Annotated in this window: 21 protein-coding genes; 9 read left to right on the top strand and 12 right to left on the bottom strand. The window is 70.7% G+C overall.

Going from position 1 to position 24,584, the window contains the following annotated elements:
- Positions 1-467 precede the first annotated feature (467 nt).
- From ACFYZJ_RS27505 to ACFYZJ_RS27455, 11 genes are all read right to left on the bottom strand, one after another.
- Entirely contained in the window at positions 468-1,169 is a 702-nt protein-coding gene (locus tag ACFYZJ_RS27505) for a FadR/GntR family transcriptional regulator (RefSeq protein ID WP_388572239.1), read from the bottom strand.
- Entirely contained in the window at positions 1,144-2,190 is a 1,047-nt protein-coding gene (locus ACFYZJ_RS27500; protein WP_388572237.1) for an aldo/keto reductase, read from the bottom strand. Before ACFYZJ_RS27500 ends, ACFYZJ_RS27505 begins: the two co-directional genes overlap by 26 nt.
- 41 nt (positions 2,191-2,231) lie before the next feature.
- A complete protein-coding gene (locus ACFYZJ_RS27495; RefSeq protein WP_388572235.1) occupies positions 2,232-3,443 on the bottom strand; it encodes a PfkB family carbohydrate kinase in 1,212 nt (403 codons plus the stop codon).
- 31 nt (positions 3,444-3,474) lie between these two features.
- Positions 3,475-4,236 carry an SDR family oxidoreductase gene (locus ACFYZJ_RS27490; RefSeq protein ID WP_388572233.1) on the bottom strand — a complete coding sequence of 254 codons (762 nt, stop codon included), beginning with the start codon at positions 4,234-4,236 and terminating at the stop codon, positions 3,475-3,477.
- Between the two features lies 1 nt (position 4,237).
- The gene (locus ACFYZJ_RS27485) at positions 4,238-5,275 is read right to left on the bottom strand and encodes a zinc-binding dehydrogenase (RefSeq protein ID WP_388572232.1); all 1,038 of its coding nucleotides are present in this window, start codon (positions 5,273-5,275) and stop codon (positions 4,238-4,240) included.
- Positions 5,272-5,709 (bottom strand): RbsD/FucU family protein, encoded by a 438-nt coding sequence (locus ACFYZJ_RS27480; RefSeq protein WP_388572230.1) that lies wholly within the window; start codon positions 5,707-5,709, stop codon positions 5,272-5,274. The genes ACFYZJ_RS27485 and ACFYZJ_RS27480 overlap by 4 nt, the downstream gene beginning before the upstream one ends.
- A complete protein-coding gene (locus tag ACFYZJ_RS27475) occupies positions 5,700-6,602 on the bottom strand; it encodes an amidohydrolase family protein (RefSeq protein ID WP_388572228.1) in 903 nt (300 codons plus the stop codon). Before ACFYZJ_RS27475 ends, ACFYZJ_RS27480 begins: the two co-directional genes overlap by 10 nt.
- Positions 6,595-7,920: an L-fuconate dehydratase gene (locus tag ACFYZJ_RS27470; RefSeq protein WP_388572226.1), complete on the bottom strand. Its 1,326-nt coding sequence runs from the start codon at positions 7,918-7,920 to the stop codon at positions 6,595-6,597. Before ACFYZJ_RS27470 ends, ACFYZJ_RS27475 begins: the two co-directional genes overlap by 8 nt.
- Before the next feature lie 92 nt (positions 7,921-8,012).
- On the bottom strand, positions 8,013-9,056 hold the full coding sequence (locus ACFYZJ_RS27465; RefSeq protein WP_388572224.1) for an ABC transporter permease: 1,044 nt from the start codon (positions 9,054-9,056) through the stop codon (positions 8,013-8,015).
- Complete coding sequence (locus ACFYZJ_RS27460; protein WP_388572222.1) at positions 9,049-10,611, bottom strand: sugar ABC transporter ATP-binding protein; 1,563 nt, start codon at positions 10,609-10,611, stop codon at positions 9,049-9,051. The genes ACFYZJ_RS27465 and ACFYZJ_RS27460 overlap by 8 nt, the downstream gene beginning before the upstream one ends.
- 48 nt (positions 10,612-10,659) lie before the next feature.
- Complete coding sequence (locus ACFYZJ_RS27455; protein WP_388572220.1) at positions 10,660-11,724, bottom strand: sugar ABC transporter substrate-binding protein; 1,065 nt, start codon at positions 11,722-11,724, stop codon at positions 10,660-10,662.
- A 467-nt stretch (positions 11,725-12,191) separates the two neighbouring features.
- On the opposite strand from ACFYZJ_RS27455, the gene ACFYZJ_RS27450 reads away from it, so the two are divergent.
- Positions 12,192-14,456 carry an alpha-L-fucosidase gene (locus tag ACFYZJ_RS27450; protein WP_388572218.1) on the top strand — a complete coding sequence of 755 codons (2,265 nt, stop codon included), beginning with the start codon at positions 12,192-12,194 and terminating at the stop codon, positions 14,454-14,456.
- A 58-nt stretch (positions 14,457-14,514) separates the two neighbouring features.
- On the opposite strand, the gene ACFYZJ_RS27445 is transcribed toward ACFYZJ_RS27450, so the two are convergent.
- Complete coding sequence (locus tag ACFYZJ_RS27445) at positions 14,515-16,026, bottom strand: glycoside hydrolase family 43 protein (protein WP_388572473.1); 1,512 nt, start codon at positions 16,024-16,026, stop codon at positions 14,515-14,517.
- A 416-nt stretch (positions 16,027-16,442) separates the two neighbouring features.
- Between ACFYZJ_RS27445 and ACFYZJ_RS27440 the strand changes: the two genes are divergently transcribed.
- From ACFYZJ_RS27440 to ACFYZJ_RS27405, 8 genes are all read left to right on the top strand, one after another.
- Positions 16,443-17,459 carry a GlxA family transcriptional regulator gene (locus ACFYZJ_RS27440; protein ID WP_388572216.1) on the top strand — a complete coding sequence of 339 codons (1,017 nt, stop codon included), beginning with the start codon at positions 16,443-16,445 and terminating at the stop codon, positions 17,457-17,459.
- The gene (locus ACFYZJ_RS27435) at positions 17,435-19,222 is read left to right on the top strand and encodes a thiamine pyrophosphate-binding protein (protein WP_388572214.1); all 1,788 of its coding nucleotides are present in this window, start codon (positions 17,435-17,437) and stop codon (positions 19,220-19,222) included. The genes ACFYZJ_RS27440 and ACFYZJ_RS27435 overlap by 25 nt, the downstream gene beginning before the upstream one ends.
- Positions 19,197-19,847, top strand: a complete 651-nt coding sequence (locus ACFYZJ_RS27430) for an SRPBCC family protein (protein WP_388572212.1) — start codon at positions 19,197-19,199, stop codon at positions 19,845-19,847. Before ACFYZJ_RS27435 ends, ACFYZJ_RS27430 begins: the two co-directional genes overlap by 26 nt.
- Entirely contained in the window at positions 19,844-20,860 is a 1,017-nt protein-coding gene (locus ACFYZJ_RS27425) for a 3-oxoacyl-ACP synthase III family protein (protein WP_388572210.1), read from the top strand. The genes ACFYZJ_RS27430 and ACFYZJ_RS27425 overlap by 4 nt, the downstream gene beginning before the upstream one ends.
- Positions 20,861-20,865: 5 nt before the next feature.
- The gene (locus ACFYZJ_RS27420; protein ID WP_388572208.1) at positions 20,866-21,882 is read left to right on the top strand and encodes an aminotransferase class I/II-fold pyridoxal phosphate-dependent enzyme; all 1,017 of its coding nucleotides are present in this window, start codon (positions 20,866-20,868) and stop codon (positions 21,880-21,882) included.
- Between the two features lie 235 nt (positions 21,883-22,117).
- On the top strand, positions 22,118-23,059 hold the full coding sequence (locus ACFYZJ_RS27415; protein WP_388572206.1) for a heavy metal-binding domain-containing protein: 942 nt from the start codon (positions 22,118-22,120) through the stop codon (positions 23,057-23,059).
- A 13-nt stretch (positions 23,060-23,072) separates the two neighbouring features.
- The gene (locus ACFYZJ_RS27410; protein ID WP_388572204.1) at positions 23,073-23,933 is read left to right on the top strand and encodes a heavy metal-binding domain-containing protein; all 861 of its coding nucleotides are present in this window, start codon (positions 23,073-23,075) and stop codon (positions 23,931-23,933) included.
- A gap of 51 nt (positions 23,934-23,984) precedes the next feature.
- Positions 23,985-24,422, top strand: coding sequence for a hypothetical protein (locus ACFYZJ_RS27405; protein WP_388572203.1), 438 nt, complete (start codon positions 23,985-23,987; stop codon positions 24,420-24,422).
- Positions 24,423-24,584: the final 162 nt, after the last annotated feature.

Below are 24,584 nucleotides of genomic sequence, written 5' to 3'. Positions count from 1 at the left end.
CGGTACTCGGCGGCCGCCGCACCGGCAGTGCACCACGTGTCCGAGACGCTTGGCGTCCCGAGCGCTCAGTGCGTGTTCCGTCCGTACCGCGCCGTGATCCACGCGGCGCCGCGCTCGGCCAGGGCCCGCCTTCGTGCCCATCGCGAGCGCCGCGCGGAAACGGGACGGGACCGGGACTCCGCCGGCACGGCCGCCAGGGCCACAAGGCGACCGGCAGCACGCGCCAGCTCCGCCTGCAGCCGTCGGCGTCGTTCGGACGAACCTGCCTTCAACAACGCCGAATAGAGTCCCTCCACCTCGGCGAGCGCAGCGCCCAGCCGAAGGTTCGCCTCACGCACTCGCCGAATGTCCTCGCGCGGCATGGACGCACTTCCTCCCCCGATGTCAGGGCTCAACCCCTGACTTCAATTGTTGCGCAAGGCTGCAACAAATAGTCTGCCACAGCTCCGCACCGCTCGGGGGCGGCATCATCCTGTAGGGGCAGCGCTCCTCAGATGCTCCCGCAGCCACCGCTCGGTGTGGCTCACATGCATCAGTGCGGCGGCCTGGCTGAGGGCGGCGTCACGGGTGGACAGGGCATCGAAGATCGCCTCGTGCTCCGCGAGGGTCCTGCCCGCGGCCTGGTCGTCGACCAGACCGCGCCAGATGCGGGCGCGCAGGGTACGGCCCGAGATGCCCTCCAGCAGCGTGAGCAGCGTTTCGTTGCCCGTGGCCGAGACCACGGCGCGGTGGAACGCCGCGTCGTGCGCGTTCAGCTGTTCGACGTCGTCGCGGGCCGCTCGCATGGCGTCCAGGTGCTGCTTGACCTCGGCCAGCTGGTCGTCGGAGATCCGGGTGGCGGCGAGAGCGGTGGCCACCGGTTCGAGGAGCCGGCGCACCTCCATCAGGTCCAGCAGCGCCGCCGAGTCGCTCTGCAGCAGCTCGACCGCGCCGCCGAGACCTTCGAGCAGCAGGCTCGGCTGGAGGCTGGTCACATAGGTGCCGTCGCCCCGGCGGACTTCGAGCACGCGGGCGACCGCCAGCGCCTTGACCGCCTCGCGGGCCAGGTTGCGGGACAGGCCCAGCTGGGCCGCCAGCTCCGGCTCCGGCGGCAGCTTCGAGCCCGGTGGCAGCGCGCCGGTGCGGATGAGCTCGCGGATCCGCTCAATGGCCTTGTCCGTCAGAGACAACGCGCACCCCTTCCGTCTCCGGAGTGTTCTCCGCGCTGTTCGGCGTGGGTACGTCCGGCCTGATCAGGCCCTGGGTGCGAAGGTCGTCCCAGAGAGTTTCCGGCACGTGCCGACCGTGGAGGTCCACGTTGCGCCTGACCTGCTCCTGATCCCTCATTCCCAGGGTGACGTTGATGATACTGGGATGGCTGAAGGGGAACGCGATCGCGGCGGCGGGCAGGGTGGTGCCGTGACGTTCGCAGACCTCGGCGATGGCCAGGGCACGGGCGACGAGGTCGGGCGGGGCGTCCTTGTAGTCGTACTTCATGCCCGGCGCCGGACGGTCCTGGGAGAGCAGGCCCGAGTTGAACACGCCCACGGCGACCACGCTCTTGCGGTGCTCCCACGCGGCGGGCAGCACGTCGTCCAGCGCCGACTGGTCGAGGAGCGTGTAGCGTCCGGCCAGCATCACCACGTCGGCCGCGGTCTCGCGCAGGAAGCGGGCGAGCATGGCCGACTGGTTCATGCCGGCGCCGATCGCGCCGATCACTCCCTGGTCGCGCAGGTCCGCGAGGGCGGGCAGGGCCTCCTCGGCGGCCTGCCGCCAGTGGTCGTCGGGATCGTGCACGTAGACGATGTCGAGACGGTCGAGACCCGTACGCTCCAGGGTGGCGTCGATGGAGCGGAGCACGCCGTCCCGGCTGAAGTCCCACTGGCGGCGCAGGTCGTCCCGGACGGCGAAACCCTCGCTGTCGACGCCCCGCGGCCGCTCGTTGGGCACGAGCAGCCGGCCCACCTTCGAGGAGACGACGTACTGCTCGCGGGGGCGGTCGCGCAGGGCGGCCCCCAGCCGCCGCTCGGACAGGCCGAGCCCGTAGTGCGGCGCGGTGTCGAAGTACCGGATGCCGCTGTCCCAGGCCGCCTCGATCGCGGCTGCCGCGTCCTGGACCGGTGTGACCCGGTAGAGGTTGCCGATGACGGAGGCCCCGAAGCCCAGTTCGGTGACATCGACGGTGGTGTTCATGATCTTCCGGGTTCGCACAACATGCTCCTCGGGTCCTACGGGTGGGACAGGGGCGCCGATCAGCGCCTGACGGCGGCCGAGCCGCCCGCCACCAGCGTTTCGACCTCGGCGAGCGAGGCCATGGAGACATCGCCGGGCGTGGTCATGGCGAGCGCGCCGTGAGCGGTGCCGTAGGCGAGGGCCCGCTGCAGACGGGCGATGGTGGGCGGGCCACCGGTCGGCTCTGCACCCGTGAGCGGCTCGGAGGCGGTGGACCGGAGCCGTGCGTGCTCCGATCGGGACCGGCCGAGCAGGTCGTGTCCCGGAGCCTCGCCGCTCCGCCGTCCGTGAGCCGGCCCGCCATCGGCCTGCTCGGTCTCAGGTCCCGGGGCCGAGGCCAGCAGCCCGTAGATCAGTCCGGCCGCGAAGGCGTCGCCGGAGCCGATGCGGTCCAGGACGTGCAGGCCGGGCATGTCCGGGCCCGCGACGAAGCCGGTCGAGGCCGACCAGGCCGCCGAGGACCAGTCGTTCACACCTGCCGAGGGCACGCCGCGCAGCGTCGTGGCCAGCACCGTCACCCCGGGCACCAGATCGGCCACCGCGGCGAGCGCGTCCGGCACCTCGTCCGCGCGGACGCGCACCGCTCCGGGGTACGGTCCGGCGAGGCCGAGGGCACCCACCACCACATCGGCGTGCCGGGCGAGCCGCAGGTCCACCTCCCGGGCCCGTGCGGCGCCGCCACGGTCGGCCCAGAGGCTCGGGCGGTAGTTGGGATCGTAGGAAACGGTGACGCCGTGCCGCCGTGCCGCGGCCATCGCCTCGTCCGCCATGTCCACCGTGGTGTCCGACAACCCGGCGAAGATGCCGCCTGTGTGGAACCAGCGCGGGCCCCCGGCGAACAGGGTGTCCCAGTCGATGTCCCCCTTGCGCAGCTGGGACACGGCCGTGTTCGCGCGGTCGCTCACGCCGAGCGCGCCCCGGATGCCGAATCCCCGCTCCACGAAGTTCAGCCCGTTGCGGGCGGTGCGGCCGATACCGTCGTCGGGCACCCAGCGGATCAGTGACGTGTCGACTCCGCCCTGGAGGATCAGGTCCTCGGCAAGCCTCCCCACCGCGTTGTCGACCAGGGCGGTCACGACCGCCGTGCGCAGGCCGAAGCAGCGGCGCAGTCCGCGCACGACGTTGTACTCGCCGCCGCCCTCCCAGACCTGGAAGGTGCGGGCGGTGCGGACGCGGCCCTCGCCCGGGTCGAAGCGGAGCATCACCTCGCCCAGAGCCACCACGTCGGTCACGGTGTCCTCCTGAAGGAGGGGAGAGACGCGGTCATCGGCCCAGCCATCCGCCGTCGACGGGCAGGACGGTGCCGTGGACGTAGGCGGCGGCGTCGGAGGCCAGGAACACGGTGGCGCCCGCGAGGTCGTCCGCGGAGCCCCAGCGTCCGGCGGGGATGCGGTCCAGGATCGCCTTGCTGCGCACCGGATCGTCCCGCAACGCCTGGGTGTTGTCGGTGGCGATGTACCCCGGCGCGATGGCGTTGACGTTGACGCCGTGCGGGGCCCACTCGTTGGCCAGCGCCTTGGTCAGTCCGGCGATGCCGTGCTTGGCGGCGGTGTACCCGGGCACCGTGATACCGCCCTGGAAGCTGAGCAGCGACGCCGTGAAGATGATCTTCCCTCGGCCGCGGGCCACCATCGCCGCGCCGACCGCCCGAGTGAGTACGAACTGGGCGTTGAGGTTGACCTGGAGGACCAACTCCCAGTCGGCGTCCGGGTGTTCGGCCGCAGGAGACCGACGGATCGTGCCCGCGTTGTTGACCAGGATGTCCACCGGCCGCCGACGGCCCGCCAGGTCCGCGCCCAGGGCCCGTACGGCGTCGGGGTCGGCGAAGTCGGTCCGGATCGCCTCGAAGGTGCGCCCCGCGGCGACGACGTCCTTCTCCACCGCGCTGCCGGACTCCTCCAGTGAGGCGCTCACGCCGATGACGTCGGCGCCGGCCTCGGCCAGCGCACGGGCCATGGCCCGGCCGATGCCGCGCCGGGCGCCGGTGACGACGGCGAGACGGCCGGTCAGGTCGAAAAGAGGCATCTCAGGCTCCCGTCGTGTCGTTGCCGCAGTCCACCAGGATCTTCATCACGTCCCCGCCCGCCTCCAGCGCCGCGAAGGCCGCGGGCGCCTCGGTGAGGGGCACGACCTTGCTGATCAGCCGGTCGGCGGGAATCGTGCCGTCCGCCACCAGCGTCACCGCCCGCTCGAAGTCCGAGCGGTCGTACAACCGGGCACCCACGAGGGTGAGTTCACGCCAGAAGAAGCGGTGCAGGTTCACCTCGCGCGGCCGGGGGTGGATGGCCACCAGGCACAGACGGCCGCGCACGCCCAGCACCTCCACGGCGGTGTCGACTCCGCCCGCCGCGCCGGAGACCTCGAAGGCGACGTCTGCGCCCGCGTCGCCGGTCCACCGCCGCACCAGGTCGGGCACGTCGCCGGCGGCCGGGTCCCAGACGGCCAGGCCCGACTCCTCGGCCAGGAGGCGCCGGTGGGCACTCGGCTCCACCACGCGGACCTGCGCACCGGCGGCCCGCGCCACCAGCGCGATGAGCACCCCGACCGGTCCGCCGCCGACCACGACGACCCGCTCACCCTCCCGCACCTGGGCCCGACCGACGTCGTGCACGGCGACGGCGGTGGGCTCGACGAGGGCGGCCCGGTCCAGCGAGACGGACTCCGGCAGACGTACGAGTGTGGCAGCGGGCACCGTCCAGCGCTGCTGCATGGCGCCCGGCGAGTCGATGCCGATGAAGTCGAGGTTCTGGCAGATGTGTTGACGGCCTCGGCGACAGGCCGGGCAGGTGTCGTCCCAGCGCAGCGGCATCACGGTCACCGCGTCACCGGGCCGCCAGCCCTCCACGTCCGGCCCCACGCGTACCACGCGGCCGGACATCTCGTGCCCGAGGACGGCGGGCGCGGCGACCCGGGCGTCCATGTCGCCGTGGAAGATGTGCAGATCGGTGCCGCAGATGCCGACGTAGGCGGGGGCCAGTTCGACCTCGCCGGGGCCGGGGGAGCGGGTCTTGGCGGGCGCCGTGTCCAGGGTGCGGGCGGCCGTGTAACGGACTGCGAGTGTCATCGTGGGGTCAGGGTCCCTTCAGCGCGGACGCCGATGGTCAGCAGCAGATTGGCGTACGTACGGATGTCGGCGGTGACGATCGCCAGCGCCAGGTCGGGGGAACGTGCCGCGTCGTAGAAGGCGAACCGGTCCAGCGGCTCCACCGGGGCGGGTGCCAGCCGGGCGCGGTACTCGGCGATGGCCGGCGGCTCCGGGTCACCCGCGGGCGGCACCATCACCTGGGCCGACTCCACGGGGATCGCCCGCAGGAGGACGTCGAGCACGGTGGTGACGTCCAGCAGGCCCGGCCTGAGGTTGAGGTGGACGGTTCTGGCCCGCTCGCCGGTGGCCGTACTGGCGGGGTAGTGGCCGTCGGCGAGCAGGACGCGGGCGCCGTGGCCGGCTCCGGCCAGGGCTTCGAGGATTCCGGGGTGCAGCAGTTCCGTCAGGAGCACGTCGTCCCCTCCTTCGTCGGGGCGGGCGTCAGGTGGTAGAAGTCCGTCGCGGTGCCGGCGAGGATCGCGTGGATCTCGGCGTCCGAGCAGCCGTCCAGGAGTTCCTCGACGGTGGCGGCCCAGCGGTTCCAGCCGCCGGCGAGGACGCAGACCGGCCAGTCGGAGCCGAACATCAGCCGCTCGGGGCCGAAGGCGGAGAGCAGGACGTCCCACACCGGGCGGATGTCGTCGACGGTCCACCTCTCGTGGTCGGCCTCCGTGCCGAGGCCCGACACCTTGCAGCGGACCTGGGGATGCCGCGCCAGTGCCCGCACCTGCTGTGTCCAGTCGCTCAGCTCCCGCCGTACGAGGGGCGGTTTGCCCGCGTGGTCCAGGACGAGGGGCAGCTCGGGGAGCCTTTCCGCGAGACGGATCGCCTGTGGGAACTGGTGGCTGCGGATCAGCACGTCGTATCCGAACCCGCGCTCCGCGACCGCTCGCAATCCCCGCTCCACCTCCGGGCGTTGGAGCCAGTGCGGGTCGGACTCACCCTGCACGATGTGCCGTAGGGCCCGCAGGTACCGGCCCGCGGACCCTGTCCGCAGGTCGTCGAGTACGTCGCCGATCGCGGGAGACGTCAGGTCCGCCCAGCCGACGACGGCGCCGATCAGCGGGTCGCTGCCGGCCAGGGCGAGCAGGTCGCGTGTCTCGGGGACGGACGCGACGCACTGGACGACCACCGTGCTCGTCAGCCGCCGCCCGGCGATCGGCCGGGTCGCGGCCGAGCGCAGGGCGTGCGAGCTGAAGCTCCGGCGGAGCGGCTCGTGCCCGGGTTCGTCCAGCCAGGGCTGCGGCCGGACGTCGAGGTTCCAGACGTGGTGGTGGGCGTCGACGAGGGCTTGGACATCAGACACGGGCGGTCCAGACGGGTCCGTCGGGGTAGGCGTACTCCTTGAGGGACTCCGGGTGCATCTGCGCGCTCAGCCCGGGCAGCTCCGGCGCCAGGTAGTGGCCGTCGGCGATGCGCACCGGGTCGACGAAGTGCTCGTGCAGGTGGTCGACGTATTCGATGACCCGGTCCTCCAGGGTGCCGGAGACGGCGACGTAGTCGAACATCGACAGGTGCTGCACCATCTCGCACAGACCGACGCCGCCGGCGTGCGGGCAGACCGGCACGCCGAACTTGGCGGCGAGCAGCAGGATCGCGACGTTCTCGTTGACGCCGCCGACCCGTGCCGAGTCGATCTGCACGATGTCCACCGCGCCGGCCTGGAGAAGCTGCTTGAAGACGACCCGGTTGGCGACGTGCTCGCCGGTGGCCACCTTGATGGGACTGACGGCCTTGCGCACCGCTGCGTGACCGAGGATGTCGTCCGGGGACGTCGGTTCCTCGATCCAGTACGGCTGGTAGGGCGCCAGGGCACGCATCCAGTCGATGGCCTGCGCGACGTCCCATCTCTGGTTGGCGTCCACCGCGATGCGGATGCCGTTGCCGACCGTCTCGCGGGCGGTGCGCATCCGTCGTACGTCGTCCTCCAGCGACGCGCCGACCTTCAGCTTGATCTGCGTGAAGCCGTCGGCGACGGCCTCCCGGGCCAGGCGGGCCAGCTTCTCGTCGGAGTAGCCGAGCCAGCCGGGGGTGGTGGTGTAGGCGGGGTAACCGCGCTCCAGCAGGCGGGCGACGCGTTCCTGGCGGCCCGGTTCGGCCCGGCGCAGGATGTCCAGGGCGTCCTCGGGGGTGAGCGCGTCGCTCAGCCAGCGGAAGTCGACCTGGGCGGCCAGCTCCTCGGGCGACATCTCGCTGAGAAAGCGCCACACGGGCTTGCCCGCGCGCTTGGCGGCCAGGTCCCAGGCGGCGTTGACCACCGCGCCGGTGGCCATGTGGATGGCGCCCTTCTCCGGGCCCAGCCAGCGCAGTTGGGGGTCGTGCACGAGGGAGCGGGAGAACGCGCCGAGGTCGGCGCAGACTTCCTCGACCGACAGGCCCACCACGTGCGGGGCGAGGGCCGCGATGGCGGCGGCCTGTACGTCGTTGCCGCGTCCGGTGGTGAAGGCCAGGGCGTGGCCCTCCAGTCCGTCGCCGGCGTCGGTGCGCAGGACGACATAGGCGGCCGAGTAGTCGGGTTCGGGGTTCATCGCGTCCGACCCGTCCAGGTGCTCGGACGTCGGAAACCGCACGTCCAGGACGTCGAGGGCGGTGATACGGGCGGATGCGGACACGGCAGAGGACATGACGGACACTCCTGTGAGAGCAGGTGGGAGCACGGGCCCCCTGCGACGGAACGGGCAGCGGCGAGCGGTGTGCGGCGGCGACGGCCGCCTGATCAGTCCTGGACCTTGCCGCCGGTGATGCGCGAGATGGTCAGGGCGACCAGGATGATCAGGCCGTTGAGGGCGCCGATCCACTGCGCGGGGACGCCCGCGAGGGTCAGCACGTTCTGGATCATGAACAGCAGGAGGATGCCGCTGAAGGCCCCGAACATGGTGCCCTTGCCACCGTTGAGGCTGATTCCGCCGATCACGGCGGCGGCGAAGACGGTGAAGATGTAGCCGTTGCCCTGCGCCGAGGCCACCGAGGCCAGGCGTCCGGACAGCAGCAGTCCGGCGAGGGCGGCGAGCACGCTGCCGGTGACGATGACGATCCACAGCACCCGGTCGGTGCGGATACCGGCCGCCTTCGCCGCGTCGACGTTGCCGCCGATGGCGTACAGCGAGCGGCCGAAGCTGGTCCAGCCCAGGACGACGATGGCGACGGCGAACAGCACCAGGCAGATCCAGATGGAGGCCGGCATCCCGAACCACTCGGCGGTGCCCAGGTAGAGCATCGACTTCGGCAGCTGGAAGAAGGTCTGGCCGCCGGAGATACCGGTGAGGACGCCGCGCAGCACGATCAGCATGCCGAGGGTGACGATGAAGCCGTTGAGGCCGAAGCGGATGATCAGCAGGGCGTTGATCACTCCCACGAGCAGGCCCACGGCGAGCGTGACGGGAATCGCCCAGGCACCGGGCAGCAGGCCGAGGCCGTGGCCCGCGCCGGTCGGCACCACGAGCCAGGCCGCGACGCCGGGTGCGAGGCCCATGGTGGACTCCAGTGACAGGTCCATCTTCTTGACGATCAGGATCATCGTCTGGGCGAGGACCAGCAGCGCGATCTCGGACATGGTCTGCAGGACGTTGATGAGGTTGTCCGCCTGCAGGAAGACCGGGTTGACGATCTGGCCGACGATCGCGATGGCGACGATCGCGGGGACGAGGGCGAGGTCGCGCAGCCGGGCCATGGGTACCCGGCCGCCGAACAGACCGCGCCCGGCCTTCGGCTCGGTGGTCCCGGGGGCGGGGGTGTCCGCCGCGAGGACGGTGTCAGGCATCGAGGTCCACTCCTTCCATCGCGGCCACGAGTTCGTGGTCGTGCCAGCCGCGGGCGATCTCTGAGGTCACGCGGCCCTGGAACATCACCAGGACCCGGTCGCACATACGCAGGTCGTCGAGTTCGTCGGAGGCGATGAGCACTCCGGTGCCGGTCTCCGCGGTCTCCTGGACCTTGCCGAGGAGGAACTCCTTGGAGCGCACGTCGACGCCCGCGGTCGGGTTGATCAGAACCAGCAGCCGGGGGTCGTCGGCGAGGGCGCGGGCCATGACGACCTTCTGCTGGTTGCCGCCGGAGAGGGCGGAGACGGGCAGGTCGGGGCCGGGCGTCTTGATCGCCAGGTGCTCGATCATCCCCGCGGCGAGCCGGTCCCGTCGGCTGCGGCTGAGCAGTCCGTTCCTGCCGATCCTGCGGGGCACGGACAGCGTGGCGTTGTCCGCGATCGACATGTCGGGCACGAAGCCCTGGTGGTGCCGGTCCTGCGGGACGAACCCGGCGCCCGCGGCGAGCGCGGCGGGCACGCTGCCGGGACGCGGACGGTTGCCGGCGATCTCCACCTCGCCGCTGTCGGCGGCCCGCAGTCCCACGACGGTCTCGGCCACCTCGGTGCGTCCGCTGCCCGCGGCCCCCGCGAGCCCGACGATCTCCCCGGCGCCGACCTGGAAGGTGATGTCGCCGTAGGCCTCACCGCTCAGACCCCGGACGCTGAGCGCGGCCGTGGTGCCGGCGTCGAGGGTGCTCGTCCGTTCCTCGCGGCGGTCGGCCGCCGCCTCACCGGTCATGGCGGCGACGAGTTCGGCGCGGGGCAGCTCCGCGACCGGGGCGGTCAGGATGTGGCGGGCGTCCCGGAACACCGTCACCATGTCGCAGATCTCGTAGATCTCCTGTAGGTGGTGGCTGATGAACAGGAAGGTCACGCCCTGGCGTTGCAGGTCGCGGATGCGGTCGAAGAGACGGTTGATCGCGGCCGCGTCGAGCTGGGCGGTCGGCTCGTCCAGGATGATGAACCGGGCGCCGAAGGACAGCGCGCGGGCGATCTCCACGAATTGCCGTTGCTCCACGCCGAGATCACCGGCCGGGGTCTGTGGGTCGACGTCCACGGACCAGGTCGACAGCAGGTCCTGTGCCCGGCGGCGTACGGCCTGCCAGCTGATCAGGCGGCTGCGGCCGTGGTCGTGCCGGTTGAGGAAGAGGTTCTCGGCGACGGTCAGCGTGGGGATGATCGTCGACTTCTGGTAGACGCAGGCCACCCGCTGCCGCCAGGCGTCTCGGTCCGTGAGCCGTGGCGCCGGCTCACCGCCGAAGGTCACCGTCCCCTCGTCCGGAGCCTGCAGGCCGGTCAGGACGGACACCAGGGTCGACTTGCCGGCTCCGTTGCGGCCGACGAGGGCATGCGTCTCGCCGGGCCTGATGGTGATCCGGGCGCCGTTCAGGGCCACCGTCGGACCGAATCGTTTGACAATGCCCGTCGCCTCGACGACGGGCGGATCTGCCGGGATCCGTCCGTCGTACGCCGGGGCGGGCGCGGGGCTGACTGCTCGTTCCCCGTCGCTCATCTCAACCGCCTTGGTCTCGTTGACTGCCAGCCGTCACCTGACGTGCTGTCAGCTGAGGTTGTTGCCCCACAGCGACTTGTCGTCGCTCTTGACGCTGGGCACGCCGCCGTAGGTGCCGCCGTCGGCGGTGACGAGCGGGGCCGAGAGCTGGTCCTCCAGCAGGCCGTCGCGGACCTTGACGATGGTGCTGTCGTGGTCGGTCCTGCCGGGCTGGAACGTCTTCCCGTCGATCGCCGCCTTCAGGTAGTACAGGGCGTACTTGGCGTAGAGGTCGGCCGGCTGGGAGACCGTGGCGTCGATCTGCCCGGCGGCGATGTCCTTCAGCTCCTCGGGGATGCCGTCGTTGGAGACGACGAACACGTGCTTGGTGTCCTTCGGGCCGACCAACAGGCCCTTCTGCTTGAGGACCTGGAGCGTCCCGGACAGCGCGAAGCTGGACTGCATGTAGACGCCCTTGATGTCGGGGTTGGCGGTCAGGTCCGTCTGCAGCTTCTGCGCGGCGACGGCACCGTCCCAGTTCGTGGCCTCGCCGAACACCTTGATGCCGGGGTAGTTCTTCTTCATGCAGTCGTTGAACGCCTCGGTGCGGTCACGGCCGTTGATGGAGGACAGGTCGCCCTGGAGCATGACGACCTTGCCCTTGCCGCCGAGCTTGGTGCCCAGGTACTGGCAGGCCTTCTCGCCGTACGCGCGGTTGTCGGCCCGGACGACCATGTAGACGTTGCCGGTGTCGGGGCGGGTGTCGACGGTGACGACCGGGATCTTCTTCGCCTCCAGCTGTGCCAGCGTCGGCGCGATGGCGGCGGTGTCCTGCGGGGCCATCGCAATGCCCTTGACGCCCTGGCTGATGAACGTCTGCGCGTTGGCGGTCAGCTTGGCGACGTCGTTCTGCGAGTTGGTGGTCTTGAGCGAGAGGCCGAGCTGCTTGGCGAACTCCGGTGTGTACTTGATGTACGAGTTCCAGAAGTCGGTGTCGGAACGCGGGTAGTCGACACCGACCAGCGGCGCGTCGTTCGACGTGGACGCGGTGCCCGAGCCACTGCCGCAGGCGCTGAGCAGCGCCAGGGCGGACAGGGCCGAGGCGGTGGAGCAGAGAGCGGTTCTGAGTCTCATCGGTACTTCCTCGCGCTGGTCCCGGAGCGGGAGATGGTGTGCAGGGCGATAGCTGCTGCCGCCGCATCGAAGAGATGGGATGTATGTATAGGTGGCGACCGAGGGTGCTGTCTAGGTGTCGGGAGAAGTCGCTGCAAAATGGTGGAGCTGAAGCTCGCTACGGTGACCGGTGCGCTAAATCAATCCCATCAATAATGGCGTGTTTGTGATCAGCCGGCGGCTTGTCCGCGGACTTCCCGTGCGGGGTCGCGCCCTTCGTGCACCGCGCAAACATGCCATGTCTGGGTCTGAAGAAATGGCGCATAGGCGTCTATATAAGAACGAAGCTGTGAGTCGAGAGGGTGCTTTCATCCCTGCACACCCGTTGACATCAGTGCGTCACATGGTCGAACTTCGTGCGTGACGTCCGGTGCTCCGGAGGCGTGGGCGTCGCGTCTTCCCTTGTCCCCCACTTCAGGGATGTCCTCATGTCGAGCTCGTTCAACAGACGCCAGTTCCTGGCCGGCGCCACCTGCGTCGCGGCGGCAGCCGTCGGCGGCGGCGGTCTCGAGGCCGGCGTCGCACAGGCGGCACCGAGCGCCTACACACCGGCGTGGACCTCGGTCGACCAGCACCCGCCCGCCCCCGAGTGGTTCCAGGACGCCAAGTTCGGCATCTACTTCCACTGGGGCGTCTTCAGCGTTCCCGCCTACGACAACGAGTGGTACCCGCGCAACATGTACATCGCCGGCAGCGCGGCCAACCAGCACCACATCGCGACCTACGGCGACCCGTCCGTGTGGCCCTACCACAACTTCATCAACGGGGCGAAGGACCTCGCCGGGAACACCGTGCAGTTCGCACCGAAGCTCAAGTCGGCGGGCGGGAACTTCGACCCCGACGCGTGGGCGCAGCTGTTCGTCGACGCGGGCGCGAGGTTCGCCGGACCGGTCGCCGAACACCACGACGGCTTCTCCATGTGGAACAGCCAGGTCAACGAGTGGAACTCGGTCGCCAAGGGACCGAAGCTCAACCTCCTGCAGCTGTTCACCACGGCGATCCGGGCCAAGGGGCTCAAGCTGCTGGTCGCCATGCACCACGCGTACAACTTCAACGGCTACTACGACCATGTCCCCACGCAGTCGGACCCGAGCCTCAAGAAGCTGTACGGGCAGTTGGGCGCCGCGCAGGAGAACCAGCTCTGGTACGACAAACTGAAGGAGGTCATCGACCTCGCCCAACCGGACATCCTCTGGCAGGACTTCAAACTGGACGCGGTCGACGAGACACAGCGCCTGAACTTCCTGTCGTACTACTACAACCAGGCGAACGCCTGGGGCCGCGAGGTCGTCGCCACCTACAAGGACGGTCTCGACAGCAAGGGGGAGGTCTTCGACTACGAGCGCGGCGGCCCGGCCGACCTGACCGCTCCGTACTGGCTCACCGACGACAGCATCTCCAGCTCGAGCTGGTGCTACACGCAGGGCATCGGCTACTACAGCATCCGGCAGATGCTGCACTCGCTCATCGACCGGGTGAGCAAGAACGGCAACATGCTGCTGAACATCGCGCCGATGGCCGACGGCACGATCCCGCAGGCACAGAAGGACATCCTGCTCGGCATCGGTGACCACCTGAAGCGCTTCGGCGAGTCGGTCTACTCGACCCGGCCGTGGACGGCGTACGGCGAAGGCCCGACGAAGATGGGCGGCGGCTCCTTCACCACCCCGACGGCCGGCACCGCACAGGACATACGCTTCACCCGGAACAAGGCGGGCACGGTCCTGTACGCCACCGTCCTGGGGTGGCCCGGCAGTTCACTGACGATCAAGACTCTCGGTTCCGACCGGATCGACCTCTCCTCGCTGGCCTCGGTCAAGCTGCTCGACTCGACGGCCGGCACCTACATCAGCCTCGCCACGCCTGCGCAGGACGCCTCCGGACTGAAGGTGACCCTGCCGTCGTCGGCGCCGTTCAGCGCGAACGCCTACGTCCTGAAGCTCGCCTTCGCGGGGCAGATCCCCAGCCTGCGGCCCCTCTCCGGCGCCGTGGTCTTCAAGGACGTCAACTACTCCGGCACAAGCGCCGTGCTCGCCGTCGGCGACTACACTGCGGACCGGTTGACGCTCGCCGGTCTGGGCCCACTCACCCTCTCGTCCCTGCGCCTGGCTCCCGGCTTCCAGGTGATCGGCTACTCGGGGGACAACTTCACCGGCACCTCGTGGACCTTCACCGCCGACAACCCCGACCTCCGGGTCACCGGCAACAACGACCAGGTCACCTCGCTGAAGGTCCAGTTCGATCCGTCGACGTACTTCCGGATCACCAACGTCACCGACAGCCTCGCACTGGACAGCGGCGGGAACGTGCCCTCCGGGTCCACCCTCAAACAGTGGGCCTGGGACGGCAGTTCCAACCTCCAGTGGCAGGCCGTCGAGGTCGGCGGCGGCTACTACAAGCTGGTCAACCGCACCAACGGCATGGTCGCCGACGGTTGGGGGGCCACTGCCGACGGTTCGGAGGCCAGGCAGGCACCGTGGAACGGCGGCACGAACCAGCAGTGGACGATCACCCACCGAGGCGACGGCCACCACACGATCGCCAACCGCACCACAGGCCTGGTCCTCGACGGCGGCGGCAACGTGGCCTCGGGCTCCGTCACCAAGCAGTGGGCGTACGGAAGCAGCACCAACCTGCTGTGGACCTTCACAGCACTGCCCGCCACGCCTGCCGGTGCAGCCCCGACTGGCTGACGCCTGAGATCCGCGACCTGGCGGGGTTTCCTTGCCGGCAGGGGGGAAGCGGGCTGGTTCAGCGGCTGAGGGGCTCGTACTCGAACCAGTCGAAGTGGACCGTGCCTGCCGCGGCGTACATACCGATGACCCGGCCGGTGAAGCCGCCGGCGACCTCGGTCGACAGGTAGCGGCCGTCGAGGGTCGCGAGGTCGGTGAACGTGCCGCCGGGTTGCTCGACGCCGAGGGAGACGACGTCGGGTCCGGCGCACGGCCCGTGCGGAGGCGGCGGGTCGCTGATCGTGACGCCGAGGACCACGGGGCCGTCGGGTACGGGCTGTGCGGCCACGACCGTGCGCAGGGAGCCGACACGCGCGATCACCCGCACCTCCGTACCGGACGCCTCGATCGCGTAGTGGTGCCGCTCGTCCAGCCGGACGGCGAGGCCGCCGGACCCCTGCGAGGGATCGACCAGCGTGCGTGCCCGGCACGACAGGTGCTGCTGGCGCCGGCCGGTGAACACCACGTCGGGCTCGTCCAGGGAGCCGCCCCGCGCGCGGAGCGTCAGCCACCCGGGGCGCTCCTTGGTGGTGCAGTGCTCGGCGGGCCGGTCCCGCAGGGAGATCCAGGACGGCCGCAGCTCGCTGAGCTCGAAGTTGTCCCGGTGCTCCTCGACGGGGCCGGGAGAGAGCGGCCACGGGAGCGCGGACAGGTCCAGGGCGACCTCGCCGACGACGGGCCAGCCGTCCACCCAGGTCACGGGCGCCAGGAAGGTCTCCCGGCCGAGCACGTGCCAGCCGGGGGTGCCACCGCGCGGCCGTACGCCGAGCAGCACCATCCACCACGAGCCGTCGGGGGCCTGGACCAGGTCCGCGTGCCCGGTGTTCTGCACGGGGTGATCCGTGCCGCGGTGGGTGAGGACCGGGTTGGCCGGGCACGGTTCGAACGGGCCGTTGGGCGTGTCGCTGCGCGCGATCGACACGCCGTGGCCGCGCTCGGTGCCGCCCTCGGCTAGGAGCAGATACCAGTGGTCGCCGATCCGGTAAAGGTGCGGCGCCTCCGGGGCCTTGGCGCCGGGTGTGCCCGACCAGAGCTTGTGCGGTGTTCCGTACGTCTGCCCGGTGGACGGGTCGATACGGACCTGGGCGACCCCGGCCACCGTGCACCAGCAGGTGCCGTCCTCGTCCCAAGCGAGGTCGGGATCGATACCGGGCACGCCGGGCGCCAGGATCGGATCCGACCAGGGGCCGGCCGGGTCGGTGGCTGTGACGATCAGGTTGCCGCCGCCCTCCCTCACATTCGTGACGATCAGCCAGAAGCGTCCGTCGTGGTGGCGCAGGGTGGGGGCGTAGATCCCGCCGGAGGACCGCATGGAGGCCGGCAGACGCAGTTGGTCCGGCCGGTCCAGGGCGTTGCCGATCTGCGTCCAGTGCACGAGGTCGCGACTGTGGAAGACGGGTACGCCGGGAAAGTACTCGAAACTGGAGCACGCGAGGTAGTAGTCGTCGCCCACGCGGCAGACGCTGGGGTCGGGGTGGAAGCCGGGGATCACGGGGTTCACCGCGCGGGAGACCTGCTGCTGGAGGGGCATCCGTTCTGTCCTTTCGTCGGGTGAGCCGCCGGACGGCAGGTTCAACTCATGGCTCATGGCGGCGACCCTTCCCTCGGAAGGGTGTCGAAGCGCTTCGCTTCGCGGCGAAGGTAGTGGACGCCTTTCGCGCGAAACAAGAGCGGCACAACAGGAAAATTCCTTGTGTCTTGTGACGTTGATAGGTCGATCGAAACGATGGTGGTGCGTCGATGCGCTTCGACGCCCTCACCACCTCATGACCGACATCCGCGCCCGCGCTGCCGCTGCGGCCGTTGCGTCGCAGCTTTCGTGATCTGTTTCACCCTGCGCTCGCCTGAAAGTCTTTTGCCCGGTCAGCGCAGTGAGCCCGGCGCGTGGCAGGAATCGTCAACTGCCTGTCATTGTGGACGGTCCTCCGCCGGGAACAGGCTGTCACCATGAGACAACGACGTGTTGTTATCGTGGTCTACCCCGGTGCCCAGACCCTGGACGTGAGCGGACCGCTCGAAGTCTTCGACACGGTGAACCGGCTCATGGCCGAGCACGGAAGCGCCTACCGTCTGCGGTGCGTTTCCCCTGATTCCCCGTCAGTGGCCACGTCGACGGGACTCGTCGTGCAGGCCGATCCCCTGGAGGCGGCGGAGGGGGCGATCGACACCCTCGTCGTGCCCGGTGGACCGGGCCTCAAAGAGGCGTTGACGGACACGTCCTTCGTCGCGTGGATCAGGCGGGCCGCGGCACGGTCCCGACGCGTGGCCTCCGTGTGCGGCGGGGCGTTCCTGCTGGCGGAGGCCGGTCTCCTCGACGGACGACGGGCCACCACACACTGGGCCTTCGGGGAGCAGATGGCGCGTCGCTACCCCGAGGTGACGGTGGATGCCGAGCCGATCTACGTCCGGGACGGCCCGTACATCACCTCCGCGGGGGTGTCCACCGGTATCGACATGGCCCTGGCCCTGGTGGAGGACGACCTCGGAGCGGCGTGCGCCCTGGAGGTGGCGAAGTTCCTGGTGCTGTACTTCAAACGGCCCGGCGGCCAGACCCAGTTCAGCATGGTTCTCGACACACAGCTGACCGATCAGGAGCCGATCCGGTCCGTTCAGGACTGGATCCAGGAGAACCTCCATCGCACGCTGACGGTGCCCGAACTCGCCGAACGCGCGAACATGAGTCCACGTCATTTCGCCCGCGTCTTCGCGCAGGCGGTGGGGATGACGCCGGGCCAGTACGTGCGGCGATTACGTATCGCCCGGGCCCGTCAACTCCTGGAGGCGACCGATCTGTCGGTGCGCCAGATCGCGAGCCGCTGCGGGTTCACCGCGATCGAGACGTTCCTGCGCGCCTTCGCCGCCGTCGTCGGTCTCACCCCGGCACAGTACCGGCACCACTTCCAGCTGCGGACGCACTCCGGCCCGACCATCGAGCAGGCATGGGCGGAACGGAGGTCCGCATGACCTGCCGGATGCGTCTGGTGGACTACGTCGCCGCCGAACTGGAACGGGCCGGTGTCCGGTACGTGTTCGGTGTGGGTGGGGCCAACATCGAGGACTTGTACGAGGCGGTGCACCGTGCCCCCGGTCGCATCCGCGGTGTCGTGGCCAAACACGAGTTCTCCGCGGTCACGATGGCGGACGGGTACGCCCGGGCCACCGGGCGTCTCGGCGTCGTCGCGGCCACGTCGGGGGGCGGTGCGATGAATCTGGTACCGGGACTGGCGGAGGCCCACGCCTCACGCATCCCGGTCCTGGCCCTGGTGGGACAGCCACCCACCTTTCAGGAAGGCCGGGGCGCCTTCCAGGACTCCAGCGGCAAGGGGGGCTCCTTCGACGCGCTGGACGTCTTCGCACCCGTCTCACGCTTCTGCGCCCGAGTGACCGAACCGGACGCGATCCCCGGGCTGCTGGCCCGCGCGATCACCGTGGCACAGACCGAGCCCCGGGGCCCCGCCGTGCTGATCCTGCCCAAGGACGCCCAGCAAGGACACCTGGAGGTGCCCCACGCCGTGAGAGGAGCGGGCAGGGCGGCGCAGACGGCAGGGGCGCCGCACGCGCCCGCCGCCCCACGGCCGGATCCCGCCTGCCTGGCCGAGGCGGTCGGTGTGCTGGCGCAAGCCTCCCACGTCATGGTGATCGCCGGGGAAGGTGCGGCCGGGACGAGGGCGCGCGAGGAACTGGCCGGCCTGGTGCGGCACCTCGGCGCCTGCGTTGCCGTGTCGCCGGACGCCAAGGATGTCTACGACAACCGCAGTCCCCGGTTCGTGGGCGTGGCGGGGGTGATGGGCCATCCCGAGGTCGAGGACTGCCTGCGCCGGGCCGACGCCTGCCTGCTGGTGGGCACGCGCCTTCCCGTCCTGGCGCGGGGCGGACTGGAGTCGCTGCTCACCGGGATGCCCGTGGTCTGCGTCGATCCGGAGCCGCCCTTCGTGCCGGGAGTCCCTCTGCTCGGGCCGGTGGCCGACACTCTGCGGACGCTGGGGCGCCGTCTGCCACCGCGGCCAGAGGCCTGCCCGGCCCATCACCCGCCGTCCCTCCTCGGCCCCGCTGCGGACTCCGGTGCGGCCCCCGGCTACACCTCAGCGGTCGGCGCGATCGCCGAGGCGCTGCCACAGGACGCGCATGTCTTCGTGGACGCCGGCAACGTGGGGGCCGCCGCCATCCACGCTCTGCCGGCCCCCCGCGACGGCCGCTTCGTCGTGGCGGTGGGCATGGGAGGCATGGGCTACACCTTCGGCGCCGGGATCGGCGCCGCGTTGGCCACGGGCCGGCGGACCTATGTGGTGGCCGGTGACGGGGCGTTCTTCATGCACGGTATGGAGATGCACACCGCCGTCGAGTACGACGCGCCGGTCACCTTCGTCGTCCTCAACAACAACGCGCACGCCATGTGCGTCACGCGCGAGGAGCTCTTCCAAGGCGGCGCCCGCCGCGAGAACGTCTTCCACCCGTCGCGCATAGCAGCCGGCGCGTCGGCGATGTTCCCCAGGCTGCGCGTCGCCTCGGCCGGCAATCCCGCACAGTTGCGGTCCGCGTTGCTGCACAGCAACGACGGCGGTGGGCCGGCCCTGGTCGCCATGGACCTGGACCACCGCGAGACACCACCGTTCCAGCCCTTCCTGACCACCTCCGCAGCCGGTCGGGGCGCCGCCGTCGCGCCCGGACACCGGCCGATCCACGACGAGGAGACACACACCCATGACCGACCGATCCACGTTGGCTGACATCCCGGGCCTCGTGCGGGTGGAGAACACCGGCCCCGAGGAACTGGCCGCCCGCTGCCTGGAGATGACCTCGGACGCCTACCCGCACCAGCAGGTCTACGGCGAGTACTGCACCATCCAGGAGTACGTCGACTGCCCGCCGGAGGCGACGTACGAATATCTCAGCCGCGGCCACCATCTGGAGGAGTGGACGTGCAGCCTGCGGGGGTTCGAGCCCGCGGGCGCACCGGGGCTGTGGGTGGGCCACGACCTGCTGGAGAAAGGCACCCGGATCTACTGCCGGACCGAGGCGCACCCCGGTGCGATGACCGTCGACTACCACTGTGCCTGGGACCAGGGCGACGCGCTGTGGATGGTCTACCTGATGAGGGTGGTTCCGGCCGCCCTCGTCCTCGGCCGCCCCGGATCGGTGATCACCTGGACCAACTGCCGTCACCCGTACTACCGGCGCAATCCCCACCCGGACCTGGCGCCACACCCCGACCGGCGCTGGGTGGGCGAGTACTGGGACCTGTTCTACGCCGGTCACACCCTCGAAATGCGCAACCTCAAGGCGATTCTCGAGCACCGGCACCGCAACGGTCTTCCCGTCAGCACCTCCCCGGCCAAGCGGGTGGCCCGATGACGTCAGTGAGCCTGACCGACGTCTCCACCTACCTCCCCGGCGAGCCCGTACCCGCCGCCTTCTTCACCGAGCACCCGGCGGCGGAGGACAAGCTGCGCGACAGCCCCATGTTCAAGGTGCCCCCGGCACGCCACCACGTGGCGCCCGACGAGACCAACGCGGACATGGTCGAGCGTGCCGTCCAGCCGCTGATCGAACGGCACGGCCGCGCGGCGATCCGCCGCGTCGACGTCCTGCTCGTGCACAGCCAACTACCGGACCAGCCCTTCGTGGGCGCCGGCACCGAAGTGGCGCGCCGACTGGGTCTGACGCCCCGGTGGCTGATCGACGTGGCCAACGCCGGCTGTGCCTCCTTCGTGCACATGCTCGACCTCGCCCGGCAGATCCTGCTCCACGGCGACGCCCGCACGGCCCTGATCTGCAATGCCCAGAGCGCCGCGGGCCAGTTGTTCACCCAGTCACAGGTGCGCGGTCTGTCCCAGGCCGCCATCCCGGGGGACGGATGCGGAGTCGGCTACGTGACAACCTCCGCACACGCCCCTGTCCTCGGGATCGAGAGCCGGCACATCGCCGCCCATGCCGGCGACATGACCATGGTGCGTGACGACGGGCGCAAGTACTGGGAGGCAGGCGAAGCCCAGGTCCACATCGGGTTCACCGAGACCGGAGTCACCCACGTGCTTCAGCGGGGCAACCGCCTGGTGCCGCAGGTCGCGCGAGACCTGATCCGTCGCCTGGGAAGGAAGACCACCGACATCGACCACCTGATCACCAACCAGCCCAACCGCACCTTCTTGCGCAACTGGCGTGACGCCCTGGGCCTGCCCGCCGAGCGCCACCCCGACACCTTCGACCGGTACGGCAACCTCTTCGGCGCGGCGATGCCCATCACACTCGACGACGCGATCCGCTCCCGGCGGATCCGGGAGGGCGACCTGGTGGTGCTGGCCGGATTCGCCCACGCCGGGGACTACGCCGGGGCCGCCGCGATCCGCTGGGGGCAGGGATGGTGACCGCGGTGTCCCCCTCCCCGCGCCTCCTGGGACTCAACGAGAGCCCGTACCCGCCGCTGCCGTCCGTCTGGAAGGCGATCCGGGACACCGCCGACCGGGCCCACCGGTACCCACCGTTCCACCCCGACCGACTGGCCCGGCGGATCGCCGGCTGGTGCGGTGTTGACGGCGACGCCGTCGCGGTCGGCAGCGGCTCGGTGGGCGTGGCGCTCCAACTCCTCCGGGCCGTGATCCGGCCGGGAGACCGCATGGTGTACGCCTGGCCGGGGTTCGACGCCTATCCGATGCTGGCCACCATGGCGGGCGCCGAGCCGGTTCCCGTGCCACTGCTGCCCGACGGGCGACAGAACCTGGCCGCCCTGGCCGGGGCGATCGACGTGACCACCGGCGTCGTGGTGGTCTGCAATCCGCACAACCCGACGGGCAGCCTCGTCACCGCGCCCGAGCTCGCGGAGTTCCTCGCCCGCGTACCGGAGCATGTCACCGTGCTGCTGGACGAGGCGTACATCGAGTTCGTGCGCCACCCCGCGGCCCCCGACAGTCTCCCCCTGCTCGCCGGCCGGCCGAACCTCCTGGTGCTGCGGACCTTCTCCAAGGCCTACGGACTGGCCGCCCTGCGGGTGGGCTACGGCCTGGGCGATCCCCGTCTGGTGGCACGCGTACGCAAGCAGCAACTGCCCTACGGCATCAACGCCGTGGCCGCCGCCGCGGTGGAGGCCACGGTGGAGGCCGGCCAGGAACTCGCCGCACGCGTGGACGCCGTCATCGGCGAACGGGAACGCCTGCACCGCCGGCTCACGAGGTACGGGCTGCCCGTCCTGCCCAGCCAGGCCAATTTCCTCTGGCTCCCCGCCGGACCCGGTTCCGGCACCGACCATGCGGCGCACACGCTCGACACCGCCCGGATCCAGGTCCGTCACTGGGCCGGGCAGGGGGTACGGCTGACGGTCGGCCGTCCGGAGGACGGGGATGCGGTGCTGTCCGCCCTGGCGCCGGTGCGAGGGGAGGTCACGGATCGGTGAGCGGGCGCTCGCACGCCGGTGCGCCTGAACGTGTGCCGGGGCCGTCACCTACAGCCTGAGCACCGGCGAACGGCCGGCGCAACAGCGCGCCGGCCGACCCCGGCCGGCCGGGGCGCAACCGTCTGCCGGTCCCTCGGCAGTCCGACGCGGACCTACCGCGGTTCCCCCCGGCGGCCGGGCGTAGACTCGACCCGCTATGCCCCTGGGCAGGGCACGGGGCGGGAAGTTGGTGTCCATGAGCGGGGAATGGACGGGGGCTGGGCTGCCCCCGGAGGCAGCCGCGCGCATCGCGGAGGTGCGGAGCAGCGGCACGTGGTCCTCGGCGCTGTCCACCGGTGAGTTCGCCGCACTGCGCGCCGTGGGGTTCGAGCCGGTGGGCCAGGTGATGGGCTCGGCCGTCTACCACGTGGGCCGCAGCGGCCGGTACTGGGGCTATCACGACTGCCTTTACGGGGGCATGCAGTCCGTCTTCAGCACCGCCCCGGCGCCCATAACCCTCTCCGGGCGCGGCGCCCCGTCCGCCGGGCTCGTCGAGGTGCTCGACCAGGCGCGTCGCTCGGCCCTCGAGCGGATGATCGCGGAGTGCTCGTCCCTCGGCGGCGATGGCGTCGTCGCGGCACAGCTGACCGTCGCGCCCTTCGTGGCGCAGCCCAACTGCCTCGAGTTCAAGGTGATCGGGACCGCGGTGCGCGCGGCCGGAACGGTACGGGCACCGCAGCCGTTCACCTGCCACCTCGACGGCCGGGCGTTCGCGAAGCTGGTGACCGCAGGATGGGTCCCGGTGGAGCTGCTGTACGGGATGTCCATCGGCGTGCGCCACGACGACTACCGCACCCGCGCACAGACGCGCTCGTGGAACAACACCGAGGTCAGCGGCTGGACCGAGCTAGTGCAGGCGGTGCGCTCCGACGCCCGTGCGCATCTGGGGGCGCAGACGGGGCGGCGGGGCGGCGACGGCGTGATCCTCTCCGCGGGTCGCCTGCGCATCTGGGGCGAGTCGTGCCTGCGCAGAAGCAACGACGACCAGAAGGACCACGTGGCCGAGGCGACGCTGCTGGGTACCACCGTCGCCCGCTTCACGGCACGCGAAGAGCCGCCCCGCACACTCACCGTGATGCCGCTCGACCCGGAACGACGCCGGCGGAGCACCCGCCGCACCGCCACCGACATGCGATGAGGGGAACCCGTTCATGACCGTCTTCAACCCCGCCGACGGCAGTCCCGACGGCATCTCCGCCCAGGGCGTGCCGGCCGACGCCATGCGGCGGCTCGCCGAGCTGCAGCCGGGCAGGCCGGGTTCCATCTTCACCAGCGACCTGTCGGTCAATGAGTTCCTGCTGGTGCGCGAGGCGGGATTCCGGCCCATCGGCCTCGTACTGGGCAGCTCGATCTACCACGTGGGCATCCAGCTGGGACGCTGGGGCAAGAACCAGGAGCTGACGACGCTCAGCCAGGCGATGTACCACGCCCGTGAGCTGGCGATGACCCGCATGGAGGCGGAGGCGGCCCAGCTGGGCGCCGACGGCATCGTCGGCGTGCGGCTCAGCGTCGAGGCCCGTGAATTCGGCAGTGACATCGCGGAGTTCATCGCGGTCGGTACCGCCGTCAAGGCCGAGCACCCGGCACCGGGCGGGAACGGCGGCAGCTGGCGCAACCTCAAGGGCCAGCCGTTCACCTCCGACCTCAACGGCCAGGACTTCTGGACGCTCATCCGCGCCGGCTACGCACCGCTGGGCATGGTGATGGGTACCTGTGTCTACCACATCGCGCACCAGCGGATGGGGCAGATGTTCTCCAACCTCGGCAAGAACGTGGAGATCGAGCAGTTCACGCAGGCGCTGTACGACGCGCGGGAGCTGGCGATGGCGCGTATGCAGCACGAGGCGGAGGAACTGCAGGCGGAGGGCGTCGTCGGCGTGCAGCTCAATGCGCACAACCACCGCTGGGGCGGTCACACCACCGAGTTCTTCGCGATCGGCACGGCCGTGCGGCCACTGCGCGAGGACCACGTCATCGAGCGCCCGACGATGGTTCTCAGCCTGGACGGCTGAGCGCCCGGCCCAGCAGACCCGGATCAACCGCACACCACGAGAGGCCCCGCGATGACCTCCCCACACCACCCCGTCCCGTTCGAGCCCGGCGGGGAATCGGATTCCCTCGACCTGCTGACGGCCGCGCTCCGCAGGGACGCCGCCGACCTGGAGGTCTACGCCCAGGTGCTCACCGGGACACTTTCGGAGGCGCTGCCGCCGGGTGCCGTCGCCGTCGAGCGCAAAAGGAGCATGGCCGACCGGCTCGCGGGGCGCGAGGGCCGCGTCGAACGGGTCGAGGTCTTCCTCGGCGAGCAGCGTCTCGTGCTCGACCTGGCGGGCACGCATCCCAAGGGCGAGGTCTGCAAGGAGGTCCGCGGCGTGGTGCTCTCGCGGCGCCCGGTCGCGCTCGACGAGTGGGTACGGGAGCTGGCGATCGCGGTCGCGGCCCGCGCACAGTCCGACGCGCGGGCACGGGCGGCGCTGGAGCGGCTGGTGCTCGGGGAGTAAGGGCGCCGCCTCCCCGACCGCGGGCCCGGTTGTGCCGCAGGCGTACGGAGGACGTGGACTGCTCGTCCTCGGCCTCAGTCGCCGACCGAGGCCGACTCCGGGACCACGCCACCCGCCGGACCCCACTCGGGCGGGACGCTCAGCGCTGCCTCGACACGGTGG

Origin of the sequence: Streptomyces sp. NPDC001848, assembly GCF_042891915.1 — a bacterium.
In the GTDB taxonomy this organism is placed as follows: Bacteria; Actinomycetota; Actinomycetes; order Streptomycetales; family Streptomycetaceae; genus Streptomyces.
Note: the sequence above shows the minus strand (reverse complement) of the source record. Positions and strands in the feature narration are given on the sequence as shown.

Coding starts and splice junctions, on each gene's coding strand:
- ACFYZJ_RS27450 (WP_388572218.1), top strand. CDS start 12,192: ATGTCGAGCTCGTTCAACAGACGCCAGTTCCTGGCCGGCGCCACCTGC.
- ACFYZJ_RS27440 (WP_388572216.1), top strand. CDS start 16,443: ATGAGACAACGACGTGTTGTTATCGTGGTCTACCCCGGTGCCCAGACC.
- ACFYZJ_RS27465 (WP_388572224.1), bottom strand. CDS start 9,056: ATGCCTGACACCGTCCTCGCGGCGGACACCCCCGCCCCCGGGACCACC.
- ACFYZJ_RS27430 (WP_388572212.1), top strand. CDS start 19,197: ATGACCGACCGATCCACGTTGGCTGACATCCCGGGCCTCGTGCGGGTG.
- ACFYZJ_RS27445 (WP_388572473.1), bottom strand. CDS start 16,026: ATGCCCCTCCAGCAGCAGGTCTCCCGCGCGGTGAACCCCGTGATCCCC.
- ACFYZJ_RS27455 (WP_388572220.1), bottom strand. CDS start 11,724: ATGAGACTCAGAACCGCTCTCTGCTCCACCGCCTCGGCCCTGTCCGCC.
- ACFYZJ_RS27410 (WP_388572204.1), top strand. CDS start 23,073: ATGACCGTCTTCAACCCCGCCGACGGCAGTCCCGACGGCATCTCCGCC.
- ACFYZJ_RS27405 (WP_388572203.1), top strand. CDS start 23,985: ATGACCTCCCCACACCACCCCGTCCCGTTCGAGCCCGGCGGGGAATCG.
- ACFYZJ_RS27460 (WP_388572222.1), bottom strand. CDS start 10,611: ATGAGCGACGGGGAACGAGCAGTCAGCCCCGCGCCCGCCCCGGCGTAC.
- ACFYZJ_RS27415 (WP_388572206.1), top strand. CDS start 22,118: ATGAGCGGGGAATGGACGGGGGCTGGGCTGCCCCCGGAGGCAGCCGCG.
- ACFYZJ_RS27425 (WP_388572210.1), top strand. CDS start 19,844: ATGACGTCAGTGAGCCTGACCGACGTCTCCACCTACCTCCCCGGCGAG.
- ACFYZJ_RS27490 (WP_388572233.1), bottom strand. CDS start 4,236: ATGCCTCTTTTCGACCTGACCGGCCGTCTCGCCGTCGTCACCGGCGCC.
- ACFYZJ_RS27485 (WP_388572232.1), bottom strand. CDS start 5,275: ATGACACTCGCAGTCCGTTACACGGCCGCCCGCACCCTGGACACGGCG.
- ACFYZJ_RS27470 (WP_388572226.1), bottom strand. CDS start 7,920: ATGTCCTCTGCCGTGTCCGCATCCGCCCGTATCACCGCCCTCGACGTC.
- ACFYZJ_RS27435 (WP_388572214.1), top strand. CDS start 17,435: ATGGGCGGAACGGAGGTCCGCATGACCTGCCGGATGCGTCTGGTGGAC.